Annotated in this window: 8 protein-coding genes; 3 read left to right on the top strand and 5 right to left on the bottom strand. The window is 62.4% G+C overall.

What is annotated here, in order from left to right:
* The first annotated feature begins 128 nt into the window (after window positions 1–128).
* Entirely contained in the window at window positions 129–3,236 is a 3,108-nt protein-coding gene (locus VN706_22925) for an AAA family ATPase (GenBank protein HXT18499.1), read from the top strand.
* Between the two features lie 23 nt (window positions 3,237–3,259).
* Here the strand turns inward: VN706_22925 and VN706_22920 are convergent, their stop codons facing one another.
* The 5 genes from VN706_22920 to gcvT all read right to left on the bottom strand — a co-directional run bounded on the left by VN706_22920 (window position 3,260) and on the right by gcvT (window position 9,461).
* Window positions 3,260–4,585 carry an HD-GYP domain-containing protein gene (locus VN706_22920; GenBank protein ID HXT18498.1) on the bottom strand — a complete coding sequence of 442 codons (1,326 nt, stop codon included), beginning with the start codon at window positions 4,583–4,585 and terminating at the stop codon, window positions 3,260–3,262.
* Window positions 4,586–5,097: 512 nt separating this feature from the next.
* Window positions 5,098–6,027 (bottom strand): hypothetical protein, encoded by a 930-nt coding sequence (locus VN706_22915; protein ID HXT18497.1) that lies wholly within the window; start codon window positions 6,025–6,027, stop codon window positions 5,098–5,100.
* 138 nt (window positions 6,028–6,165) lie between these two features.
* A complete protein-coding gene (locus VN706_22910; protein ID HXT18496.1) occupies window positions 6,166–7,767 on the bottom strand; it encodes a sigma-54 dependent transcriptional regulator in 1,602 nt (533 codons plus the stop codon).
* 60 nt (window positions 7,768–7,827) lie between these two features.
* The gene (locus VN706_22905) at window positions 7,828–8,307 is read right to left on the bottom strand and encodes a MogA/MoaB family molybdenum cofactor biosynthesis protein (protein HXT18495.1); all 480 of its coding nucleotides are present in this window, start codon (window positions 8,305–8,307) and stop codon (window positions 7,828–7,830) included.
* A gap of 32 nt (window positions 8,308–8,339) precedes the next feature.
* On the bottom strand, window positions 8,340–9,461 hold the full coding sequence (gcvT, locus tag VN706_22900; protein ID HXT18494.1) for a glycine cleavage system aminomethyltransferase GcvT: 1,122 nt from the start codon (window positions 9,459–9,461) through the stop codon (window positions 8,340–8,342).
* A gap of 51 nt (window positions 9,462–9,512) precedes the next feature.
* Between gcvT and VN706_22895 the strand changes: the two genes are divergently transcribed.
* Together VN706_22895 and VN706_22890 are read left to right on the top strand one after the other, a co-directional pair.
* Complete coding sequence (locus tag VN706_22895) at window positions 9,513–9,851, top strand: hypothetical protein (GenBank protein ID HXT18493.1); 339 nt, start codon at window positions 9,513–9,515, stop codon at window positions 9,849–9,851.
* Between the two features lie 72 nt (window positions 9,852–9,923).
* The gene (locus VN706_22890; protein ID HXT18492.1) at window positions 9,924–12,530 is read left to right on the top strand and encodes a zinc-dependent metalloprotease; all 2,607 of its coding nucleotides are present in this window, start codon (window positions 9,924–9,926) and stop codon (window positions 12,528–12,530) included.
* Window positions 12,531–12,599: the final 69 nt, after the last annotated feature.

The raw sequence follows: 12,599 nt of genomic DNA, 5'->3' as shown, positions 1-12,599 counted from the left end.
GTGCAACGCTCGCCGAATGACTCGCGCGGAATACCAGACCCTACGCATGACGCGCACATGACGCCCCGGGCCAAGGTTGGTCGGGCGCGAACGACCGAGGCCGGCCTTTGGGGGGGGTACACGCGACAATGCTCTACTTGCGGACACTGGGAACAGCGCGAATCGAAGCGAGGGCGACACAATTCACGCCGACCTCTCTGCGCACGTTCGCGCTGCTGTTGTACTTGTCGGCTGAGCGGGGCCGGCGCGTATCGAAGGCGGCGTTGCACGACTTGATTTTCCCCGATCAGACGGAGCGCAATGCGCGGCATTCGTTGCGGGAGATCGTGTATCGGTGCCGGCAGGCGGGCATTCCGATCGGGTCGGATGCGAGCGGGATCGAGTTGGCGGCGGAAGCGGTGCGGAGCGATTACAGCGAAGTGATCGAGCGGGACCGGCCGGACGCGGCGCAAGTAGAGGCCGTGGCCGGCGGGTTTCTGCCCGGGTATGCGCCGGGGCATTCGGAGGCGTATGCGGAGTGGTATGAGGGGTATCGAGCGAAGGTGGTATTCGAAGTCTGTAAAGCGTTGTTGAGGGAGGTGCAGCGCACGAAGCGGGCGGGCGAGTGGCAAAAGACGGAGGCGGCGGCGAGGGCGTGTTTGGTGTTGGATCCGTTGAATGAAGAGGCGACGTTGGTGTTGGCGGAGATGTTGGCGATTGGTGGGGCGAAGGCTCAGGCCGTCGAACTGCTCGATGCCTATGCAGAGGAGGTCGGCGGCGGCGCTTCGGCACTCTCTCTTCCCGCGACTGTACTAAGTCGGCGCATTCGCGAGCGCGCTCAACATGAATACTGTCGCCCACCGCTAACTCCGTTCGTGGCGCGAACGGAGGAGATTCTCAAGCTCAGTCAGTGTGGGGAGCGCGCGCGCGACGGCGCAATACAATGCGTCGTGATCACCGGTGAGCCGGGGATTGGGAAGTCTCGACTTGCCCAGGAGTTTGAAGCGATTACCCGGCTGGGTGAATGGCGCACAGCCAAAGTGTCGGCGCGCGCTCACGATCGAATCCGGCCGATGTCGTTTTTCGCTGAACTTGTGCCTCAGCTGATCTCACTCCCTGGCGCATTGGGCGCATCACCGAGCGCGTTGAAGGCCGTCCGCAAACTGACCGAGTTCGATGTGGACAGCTCCGGTGAGTTGGTAGCAGAGGCGGAGTCAGAGCGCCGATCAGCCGCGATCACGAACGCAGTCGCAGACATTCTCGACGCCGTAGCAGATGAGCATCCCATCATAATTGTGGGTGAGGACCTGCATTGGACCGATGGCCGATCATTCAGCGTTCTGGTCGACCTCTTGGCGAATGCAAGACGTCGTCTACTCGTTGTTGTCACGTCTCGCGACGCTGCCGACTTTGGCCGCTTTGGGCAGCTATCATCCAGCGCGACACATATTGCGCTTGAACGGCTGAGCCCAAAGGAGGTTTACACATTCATTCGCGGATGCTCCTCCGAGCGAACGGTCGACGACAGTCTCGCATCGTGGATGGAAAAGACGTCTGACGGCAACCCGTTCGTGCTACAGTCGTTGGTCAGCCACTTCAGTTCGACCGGCGAACGGTTCGTTGTTCCGAGTTCTACTCAGGATCTAATTGAGCAACGGCTACAGCCGATACGCGGCGTGGCGCGTCGCTTCCTCGAGTGTTGCGTGTTCCTCGGGCGTTTCGCGACGCTCGATCGGCTATTGCGGCTTCTTGAATTGCCGCTATCCGATGTCTTACAGGCCCTCACCGAGCTCGAGGAACGGCGCATTCTTCGTGAGGATGCCGGCATTGTCGGGCCTTCGCACTGGCTGTTGGCGGAGACGGTGTTACGGACAGCTACCCCTGTCGCAAGGAAAGCCGCACACTTTGGGATAGCGCAAATGTTGGAGAACGAACTGCACACGACGCCGGACGCCACAACCTTGTGGGCTTGCGCGGACCACTGGCAGAGCGCCGGCGAGGACGTTCGAGCCGCTCGCACATTCGAAGCCTGCGCTCGGCATTCAATTGCCATCGGTCGACCTCGCGAAGCCGCTGAACTACTTCTCAAAGCCGCGTCGATCAGCAGTGGGCCACAGCGTAGCAGTCTCGCATCGCGAGGGGTAACGATCGCGCACGAGGCGTCTGAGCGAGACGTGGTTGTGAATGGTCTGACGTTGATGGACAACGGCGCTCTCGACAACGTCGGGTCGCAGCATGATGACGTCGAGATGGCGCAGCTGATGACGGCAGGCTTCCGGCTCCATCCTGACCATCGAGTTAAGACGCGACTTTGGCGCTGCCTGTCCGCTAACAACGCAACTGTTGCCCATCGTTTGGAAGCTGGGTTTGGGTTGCTCGTCCTGGCGGACTATTATCGGAACAGCAGCCTTGCACAAAAGGCTTTCGATGCTGTGCATCCGTTGCTGTTGATTGATTCCGGCGATTCTGAACGTCTCGCGCTGTGTTGTTGTTTGCTCTTTCATAGCACGTTCGGAGACCACGTGAGGGCGCTGTCGGCGGCCGATGGTCTGTCCGCGCTAGCCTCACACACGGAATCGCCTGACGCTCCGCAACTCAGATTCATAGCCGCGGGCGGATTCTGGCGCATTGGCCATGCAAGGCGTGCTGTCTCCGAGCTCGAAGCCGGATACGCTAGCGCCGAGCGCGCTGGTCTGATCCGAACCCAGTTTCGTTTGGCAATAAGCCTGTCTTGGTTCAATTTCGATCTTGAACGAGTGAGCGATGGCCACTCGTGGTTAACGCGCGCGGACGATCTAGTGCGAGGAAACGCGTCGGTCCCGGTAGGAATCGATTACCTCATTAATCGGGCCGAGCTCGCGCTGCTACTGGACGAGTACACCCGCCTTGAGGCGCTACTGCGGGCGGTTTCGGCGCAGGGCTTCGCGCCCAATATTCGTACGCGTGTATGGGAGTCGGCGATGAACGTCGCACTCCGAACACATCGCGGCGAGAACATTGCCGCAGAAGATGTCGCCTACCTCACGGCAAATCAGATTCCGAACTTTGAGTTCGGCGATTGTGCAGACAGCGCAACAAGTGTGGCGGCGATGGTCGTGAGGAAACAGGAAGGCAACCCTGCGGCCGCGCGCATAATTCACCGGTACCTGGCCAAATATCGCCGCCCATCGACTCCCATTTCAGCGCTCTTGAGGCGCGAAATGAATCGTGCCGGATTCGCCTATCCGCTAGTGCAGCAGGAGCATTATTCCGATTAACACGGGAGCCGTCACGCTCACGGCTACGCTCCGCGAACACCCGCCGGGTTGGCTCGTCGGCCGGATGACACTACGGCTAGCGACGCGCGCCTTGGAACGCTCACGGGTGCGCTTGGCGCAAATAGCGTCGACCACAGTGGGCTTGATAGCAACCGGTCCGTGATCATCGGATCGAACTGCGAACCTCGGCACTTGACTAATTCGGCACGAACGTCGTGCTCGGTCATGGGCGCACGATAGGGTCGTTGGCTGGTCATCGCGTCGATGGTGTCCGCGAAGCGAATGATCCTCGCCGCGAGTGGAATTAGCTCGCCGGCCACGCCATCGGGATAACCTGTTCCATCCCAGTTTTCGTGATGATGACGAACAGCCGGCACCATGTCTCGCAATCGCGACATGGTCGCGACGAGATTCGCGCCATCGACGGGATGGTCTTGGATAATGGCCCACTCCGCTTGCGTCAGCTTGTCTTCCTTCGCGAGTACCGGGGCATATTTCTCGTAGATCTTTCCAACGTCATGCAGCAAAGCAGCCCGACCGATTTGTTCAACTTGGCGGTCCCGAAGTCCGATTGCCCGCCCAATTATCATCGAGTAATGCTGCACGCGTCGCGAATGACCTGATGTGTATGGGTCTCGCGCTTCGAGAGACTTCACCATCAGCTCGAGCAATTCTTCGTTTGTATGTTCTAGCTCAAGATTAACTCGATACACCTGGCGAAGACCCAAAATCGGCACCCACATGGCCGCGGCGGCGAATGAACCGAATGCAGCGTAGACCCAGGCGAACACGAAAATCAACGGACTCGTGATTAGGTCGAAGACAACTGTCGCGCGCACCACCTCGATCCACGTTGATAGAACCTTCCGACCAGACGACAGTGCGATCGCGGTCACGATCGTCAAGTTGTTGACGAAAAGCGCGGCGACGAATGCGGTAAGGGCCGGAGTACCGAATTCTCGCGCAATTAATGCAAGCGATGAATGGGCTGGCGTCGCGGCCAGAGGTTTTCCGCCGAGGCCGAGATACACCAAAATCACGACTGACTGCATCATCGCATGCGACGCGATATTCAGCGTTCGCTTGATCCCTTCGCGTTGCGAGCCAGCCTCAAGCGTAGCACGAATGAGCGTTACGGTCGCTATGCTCAGCCAATTCGGCACCAAGATCGCGGCGGCGAAATACGGGATATACCCAATTGACCCAATAGCTCGGCGCGGAGCGGAATACGCGAGCAACTCGCCCGCGATAGCGAGAACACAAAGAATCACGGCATCGACTGCCTGCGATGTGGTGGCAGTCGAGGCGGTCCGAACGACAACCCCGCTCAGCAAGAGCGCGATTGCCACGACGGATCCGACGTATACCTTGACCTGTGTTCTCATCTGAAAATAGACCCCCTTCACTCGCTCAGCCCCAAATAAGAATACCAGTCCACCAGCGTGTCGTGGTCATCTCGCGTCACCCCCTTGGTACATCAGTCACACGTCGCCGTGTGCTCCAAAGTGAGCTCCGCTCAACTACTCGGACCGAAGTGTCCTCCGCTCGTCTTCGCTTCAGCGAGGGAGGGGGTCGTTTTTTAAGTTTTCTAAGTAATAAATTCGAATAGGTGGGAACTACACCTGCATCACCGTCATCGCGCCGCGGCACGTCCTCGCGCCAGCCAGCGATCACCAACCTGTTCGTGCGTCGAACCGGCGCACACTCAGCCGGCCACCGCACCGCAAGCGTCATCGCTCGCCCGCATCATTTCGATGCACCCACAACCCTACTAAACAACCGAACAGGCCGGCCCGCTAGGGTCCGACCCGTCACCTTTGCGCATCAATTCAATCAAACACAGCCTACCCGACGAGACGCCTCACACCCGATCCAACCACCGATTCGTCGCATCCAACACCGCCAACACACTCGCCGTCTCCGGACTCTCGCGAACCTCCGCGCTCCCCGTCATCAGCGACGTGTCCCGGCCCACCCGCGTCGTCACGCCGACAAACACGAACTCCTTGTCGAACGCATCGATCGTCCGGCAGCCCTCCAACCCCAACACCCGATCGTCACTCTCCGCCTGCTTGATCGCAGCCAGCGCCGCGCGCGCCGCCAGCTCGATGCGTAAACGTTCGTTTTCGAGCCCCTCGGCCTCGCCGATAAACGACTGATCTCCCTTCCTCAGCGTAACACGACACGCCACACCTTTACTCCGCGAACGACGAACCTCCACATCCTCGAAGTAAATGCGGCGGCGCTGCGCGTTCGTCGGCGCAGATGGGGCCGTCACGGACGACATCGATGACAGCGTCGAGCTGCTTTCGAGCTTCACCGGGCTACTCGATGAGCCCGACGAGCCTGATGAGCCTGATTTCGTCCCACCCGTCGCCGAGCCGGCGGCTGTCGCTCCCATCGCAGGGTTCGACGCGGACGGCGCGGAGGACGCACTCGACGACGCACTCGACGACGCACTCGCGGTCGGCAGCTGTAACGACGGCTGACTCGCGCGACCCGGACGGTTCGCATCATCACTCATCGCCACACTGATCTTCTTGTGGCTCACCCGCATGCCCAAATGCGCGATCAAAGCGCTCTCGACATTGCGGACGGTCTGCTTCGGCGTCACATCCGTCGTCGTCAGGATGTGAATCTCTTCGACCGAGCCATTCGCGCCGGCGACAATCCGCGCGGAAATGACCCCAGGCAGCGTCGCGAGTAAATCCTCGGCGCGCTGGATAGGAAGAACGCTTCCCGCGATCAAACTCGAATCGACGGGCGCGGAATTATTGGCTGGCAATGACAACGAAGGGCTCCAGCGGGAAGGCAGGAGAGTGTCCGCGGGATTGACGACAGCAAACGATTGTCGTCACGGTCGGCGTCGACCGGCTGGGAGCTTTTTGAGGGCTCGGGCAATATGGCCGGCGCGCAAGATTAAATCAAACTAATCAAGCTGATACTCCTCCTCGGGCATCCGGTATTCCTTGATCTTGCGATACAACGTTCGCTCACCAATCCCAAGCATCTCCGCGGCGCGACGGCGGTTGCCGCGCGTCTCCTTGAGCGCCGCCTCGATCGCCGCGCGCTCGATGTCCGCCATCGTCGTACCCGGCGTAATCGTGACGACGTTCGGCGGCGGCGCCTGATCGAGCGGATGAATCGCGCCGATGGTCGGACCGTTCCCGCCCGAGCTCGAACCATTCCCGGCGCCGACGGCGTGCCCCTCCGGAGCCGACGTCACTCGCGCCTCGCCGATCCATCCATCGCGCAACGGGCCGCGATCGTCATCCATGCGACGCCGCAACTCCTCCACCTGGAGCTTGAGCTCGAGCAAGCTCCGCAAGATGAACTCGAGCTCGCGACCCGCCGCACCTTCCTGCCCGCGCACGACCGGACCCACATGCACCGGCAGCAGCCGAGCGGTCCCGCCTTCCCGGATGTGTCGCGGAAGATCGCCGGGCTGAATCTCGTGATCGGGAGCGAGCACGACCATGCTCTCGATGAGATTGCGCAGCTCCCGCACATTGCCCGGCCACGGATAGCCGGCGAGCAGTTGCATCGCCTCCGCCGAAATTCCGCGGAACGCTCGATCGTGCTGCGTCGAATAATCCTGAATGAACCGTCGCACGAGAATCGGAATGTCCTCGGGGCGCTCGCGCAGCGGCGGCAGATAAATGCGAAGCACGTTCAACCGATAAAACAAATCCGCGCGGAAGCGGCCATCCTCCACGAGCTCGCGAAGCGGCTGATTCGTCGCCGCGATCACCCGCACATCCACGCGAATCGGCTGCGTGCCGCCGACGCGCATGAACTCGCGCTCCTCGAGCACGCGAAGGAGCTTCACCTGGGTCGCGCTCGGAATCTCGCCGATCTCGTCGAGAAACAACGTTCCGCTGTCCGCCAGCTCGAAGCGCCCCAATCGACGCTCCGCGGCGCCGGTGAACGCACCCTTCTCGTGACCGAACAACTCGCTCTCGAGCAAGGTCTCGGGCAGTGCGCCGACATTCACCGCGATGAACGGCTTGTTGCGGCGATTGCTCAGCACGCGAATCGCGCGCGCGACGAGCTCCTTGCCGGTACCGCTCTCGCCCTCGATCAACACGGTGCTCGAGACCGGCGCCATCTGCTCGACCTGCACCATGACTTCGCGCATGCGGTCGCTCTCGCCGATCAAGCCGGTGAGCTGCTGCAGCCGCCGGCGCTCGAGAATGCGCCGAAGCGCGCCAACGACTTCTTCAGGGTTCACCGGCTTCGCGAACAGATCGACGAAGCCGAGTGCGCGGAGCCGCTCGAGCTGCACGGGGTCGGCGACGTCGGCCAAACCAACCGCCGCCGCGCCATTCCACAATTGCTCGCGGAGGATCGCGAGCGTCGCGGGATCGCTCAGCTCACCGCTGAAGACGATGATGTCCGGCTTCTCGCGCCTGAGCGCCGCGCGAATGTCGTCGAGCGGCGACACGAGCGCGGTATCGACGCCCTCGCGCTCGAGCAGCGCGTTGACGCGAACGGCGGGTTCGACGTCCTGCAACGTGAGCAAAACTTTCATTGGCGGGGCGTCTGAACAGCGGGCGTACAGGCGTATGGGCGCATGGGCGTATGGGCGGCGTTAATGATCGAAACGCTCCGCGCGTAGCACGGCCACGGCGTGATCGATGATCGGCTCCAAGGCCGCGAGGCCGTCTTTCACACCCCCTGGCGAACCCGGCAGATTGATTATTAGAGTTTTCTTACGCGTGCCAGCGACGCCGCGCGACAGCGCGGCGCGCGGAAACGTCGTCAATGACAAAACTCTAATACGCTCCGCGATGCCCTCGGCCTCGCGCTCGAGCACGGCGCGCGTCGCCTCGGGCGTGGTGTCGCGCGGACCGAGTCCGGTGCCGCCGGTCGTGATGACGAGATCCGCGACATCCGCATCGCACCACTGCGTAAGTGCAGAGACGATCGGCACGGTGTCATCAGGCACGAGCGATCGCGCCGCCACGGCATACGTGCGCGCAGCCGCCCATTCAGCGACGGCGTCGCCAGAGGTGTCCGCGCGCTCGCCGCGCGCACCGGCGTCAGAGACGGTCAGTATCGCGATGCGCATTTCGCCCTATCGCCCCGTCGCCCCGACGCCCCTCACAGATGCGACGCCTCCTTATAGAACGGCGGTTTCACCACCGTCGCCGGCACCCGCTTGCCGCGAATCTCCACCTCGAAGGTGTTCCCTTCCTTCGCGAGCTCCGCCGGCAAATACGCCGTGCCGATCGGAATGCCCAATGTCGGACTCATCGTGCCGCTGCACACCACGCCGCTCGCCGCACCATTCGCAAACACGGGATATCCATGCCGCGCAATGCTGCGGTCGCCGAGGGTGAATCCGACGAGCTTCTTCTTGATGCCGTTGGCCTTCTGCTCGTTGAGCACGGAGCTGCCCACGAACTCGCCCTTCTTGAGCTTCACGAGCCACGCGAGATTCGCCTCGAGCGGCGTCACCGTGTCGTCGATGTCGTTTCCATACAGCGCCATCCCCATCTCCAAGCGCAACGTGTCGCGCGCGCCGAGGCCGGCGGGAGTGACGTCGCCGGCGGCCATCAGCGCGTCCCACAGCTTCGATGAATACCGCACGTCGTGATAGAGCTCGAATCCGTCTTCGCCGGTGTAGCCCGTGCGAGAGATGATCATCGGCATGCCGGCCACTTCGCCTTCCGTGAAGTGATAGTAGCCGATCGCTGAAAGGTCCGTTTTGGTCAGCGTCTGTAGAATGGATGCCGCACGCGGACCCTGGAGCGCGAGCAAGCCCATGTCGTCGCTCACGTTTTCGATCGTCACGCCGAAGCGCGCCGCGTGACGCGAGATGTGCGCGAGATCCTTCTCGAGATTCGAGGCGTTCACGACCATCATGAGCTTGTCGGCGAAGCGATAGACGAGGCAGTCGTCCTCGAATGTGCCGCGGTCGTTGAGAATGCCCGAGTAGTGCACCTGGCCAATCACCAGCGCGGCGACGTCGTTCGTCGTCACGTAGTTCACGAAATCGACGGCGCGATCGCCTCGAATGATGAACTCGCCCATGTGCGAGACGTCGAACACGCCACACCGCTCGCGCACCGCCTTGTGCTCGGCCATCAATCCGTCGGCGTATTGAACGGGCATCTCCCATCCGGCGAACGGGACGATCTTCGCGCCAAGGGCGACGTGCTTGTCGTAGAACGGCGTGCGCTTGAGAGCGGCGGCGCCTGTGGTAGGGACGGTGGTTGTCATGTCAGGAATATGCCAAAGCGACAGATCGAGGGGTAGATCGGTGACGCGTCAATGACATCGCCCGGACCCATCCGGCGGTGTCGCGTGCGGGTAGAGGTGCTGCTTGAAGGTACACGGGCACAGAACGTTGCGACTTCGCCGCCCGTCCAGGGGCCGCTGCGCGCGTTCGTGCCGTCGTTCAACATCTCTCATAACCACGCCCAGTGGTCACCGCGATCAGCGACACGGCTCCAGCTCTACGCGCGGCCGTTCCTTGCGTCGGGGGCGTATCGCGGTCCGGCGAGCGCCGCGTTCGGCGATCTCGAGCTTGGACGCGACCGATCGGCACTGCTCGCGGCGCGGCCGGACAACATCGTCCTCGTGACAGCGAGTTGGTGGGTGAACCGCTGAGCGAGTTGTAAAGCGAGTTGCGCGGGTTCGTGTGGAAAGCGAGGTTCAGATCCTACCCTTTCCTACACACTCATGAAAAACCGCATTGCAGCCCTGGCGACGACGGCGATGGTCGTCGCGGGCTGTACCACCCAGAAAGCCGCGACGGCGCCGCAGCCCGTCGCGCCGTCGCCGAGTGCCGGCCGTGGACCAGCTCCCGGAGCTCCAGTACCAGGCGGCACCGGCCAAGGACAGGACACCGCGGGGCGCGGCGGGCTCGCGCTCGGCGGCATTCCCGGGGCGCCGGCACAGCCGCGCCCTTATAACCGCGTCATTACACCCGGGTCGATGACGAAGCGCGGCCTGTTCGTGGTGCATCGCGTCGGCGACCGATTGTACTTCGAGATTCCGTCGAAGGAGTTGAACACGGACGAGCTGGTGGAAGGCCGCCTCGCGCGTGCGGCCGCCGGGAATCAGACGCCGGGGCCAGGCTCACCGGGCTTCGGCGAGTATGCCGGCGACCAGTTCGCGTCGCGGACGCTGCGCTGGGAGCGCAACGGCAATCGCGTCATCCTGCGGTCGCCGTCGTTCGCGATCACGGCGGACACCGGAACCTCGGTCTATCGTTCGGTAGAAAATTCTAATTATGGACCTATCATCGCCGTGTTCAACGTCGATGCGTACGGTCCGGACAGCGCCGCGGTCATCGACGTGACGCGGTTGTTCACGACGAACATTCCGGAGTTTGCGGCCATTCGCAATCCGGCGCCGAACGGCATCGATCCAACGCGGTCGTACGTCGAGCGCTTTGCCGCGTTCCCGGACAACGTCGAGGTCGAAGCGACGCAGACCGGAACGCCCGCCGGCGGCCCGGCGATTCCCGGCTTACCGATCACGCCTGGAGCGCAGCGGTCGCCGCAGAGCGTCGTCGCGCACTGGAGCATCGTGCGGCTGCCCGAACATCCGATGCGGCCCCGCTACGCGGACGAGCGCATCGGCTTCTTCAGCGTCGGCACCGTCGACTTCAGCACGAACGAGCAGGTGGCGAAACGCAAACGCTACATCGAACGCTGGCGTCTCGAGTGCTCGGATCGCAAGGACGGCAATCTCTGCTATCCGAAGCAGCCGATCGTGTACTATGTCGATCCGGACACGCCGGAGCAGTGGAAGCCATGGATTCGAAAGGCGATCCTCGACTGGCAGCCGGCCTTCGAGGCGGCCGGCTTCAAGGACGGCATCATTCCCGGCGAAGCGCCGAAGAACGATCCCGATTGGTCACCGGAGGACATTCGCCACACGATGGTCCGCTGGCTGCCGTCGACCGTCGAGAACTCCGTCGGTCCGAGCGTGCAGGACCCGCGCACGGGTGAGACGCTCAACGGCTCGTCGATGATCTTTCACAACCTGATCGAGCTCATGGAGTATTGGTACTTCACGCAGGCCTCGCCGCTCGACGTGCGCGCACGCACGATTCCCTTCCCTGATTCGTTGATGGGAAAGCTCGTGGAGTTTGGCGTCGCGCACGAGATCGGCCACACGCTTGGCCTGCAGCACGATCAGATCGGCAGCTCGCTCTATCCGATCGATTCGCTGCGCAGTCCGTCGTGGACGCATCGCATGGGGCACAGTCCGAGCATCATGGACTACTCGCGCATGAACTACGTGGCGCAGCCCGGCGACAACGTCGACTTGAACGACATCCTGCCGCGCGTCGGTCCGTGGGATAAATACTCGATCATGTGGGGCTACAAGCCCATTCCGCAGGCGCGCACGCCGGATGAAGAGCGTCCCACGCTCGAGTCATGGATTCGCCAGCAGGATACGATTCCGTGGCTCCGCTTTGCGGGCTTCAATCCGTTCGGCCAGTACGGCACGCTGAACGAGGCCGTCGGCGATGCGGATCCCGTGAAGGCAACGGGCCTTGGCTTCAGGAACATCGCGCGCGTCATGAATTACGTGCTGCCCGCGGGCACGCGGACCGATGAAGACAACTCGCTGCTCGAGGCGCTGTACGATCGCACCGTCGGCCAGTGGGCGACCGAAGCGGGCCACGTGGCGACGATGATCGGCGGCGGTACGGAAACGTTCAAGTCCGGATCGCAGCCCGGGCCGGTATACGTGGCGTTGTCCAAGGAGCGGCAGCGCGCCGCGATGCACTTCCTGAATGACAGTGTGTTCACCACGCCGACCTACTTGATTCGCCCGGACATCGCCTCGCGCATCGAAGCGAACGGCATGCTGACACGTATCGGGAACGCGCAGAATCGCGTGCTCCAGTCCGTGCTCCAGGATCAGCGGCTCAATCAGTTGATCGAGGAGAGCGCGACGGCGAAAAACCCGCGTGACGTGTACACGCTCGCGGAAATGCTCGACGAGCTCCAGCATGGCATCTGGTCGGAGATCTACACGGGGGCGCCGAAGGTCGACGCCTACCGCCGGTTGTTGCAAAACAACTATCTCACGCAGATGAACAACAAGCTGAACGCTCAGCTCAACCCGGCGCTGGCCGCGCAGGCGGCGGCGTTCGGCATTCCGGTCGTGACGCTGTCGGAAGATGCGCGGTCGGAGATTCGCGGCGAGCTGGTGTCGCTGCGCGAGCAGGTGCGCGCGGCCGAAGGCAAGGCGGCCGATCGCGAGACGCGGCTGCATCTGCTCGGCGTCGACCATCGGATTGGAGAGATTCTCGATCCGAAGAAATAACACCTGACAGGTTGTCATCCCGAGCGAAGCGAGGGATCTAGCATCACGGCTCGAGGGCGGTCCACTATA

This window comes from Gemmatimonadaceae bacterium (genome assembly GCA_035606695.1).
Taxonomy (GTDB): domain Bacteria; phylum Gemmatimonadota; class Gemmatimonadetes; order Gemmatimonadales; family Gemmatimonadaceae; genus JAQBQB01.
This window is presented reverse-complemented; position numbering and strand designations above follow the sequence as displayed.

Bases quoted from the DNA above. Each gene is read 5' to 3' on its own strand.
- VN706_22925 (HXT18499.1), top strand. From the start codon at position 129: ATGCTCTACTTGCGGACACTGGGAACAGCGCGAATCGAAGCGAGGGCG.
- VN706_22910 (HXT18496.1), bottom strand. From the start codon at position 7,767: ATGAAAGTTTTGCTCACGTTGCAGGACGTCGAACCCGCCGTTCGCGTC.
- VN706_22905 (HXT18495.1), bottom strand. From the start codon at position 8,307: ATGCGCATCGCGATACTGACCGTCTCTGACGCCGGTGCGCGCGGCGAG.
- gcvT (HXT18494.1), bottom strand. From the start codon at position 9,461: ATGACAACCACCGTCCCTACCACAGGCGCCGCCGCTCTCAAGCGCACG.
- VN706_22895 (HXT18493.1), top strand. From the start codon at position 9,513: ATGACATCGCCCGGACCCATCCGGCGGTGTCGCGTGCGGGTAGAGGTG.
- VN706_22890 (HXT18492.1), top strand. From the start codon at position 9,924: ATGAAAAACCGCATTGCAGCCCTGGCGACGACGGCGATGGTCGTCGCG.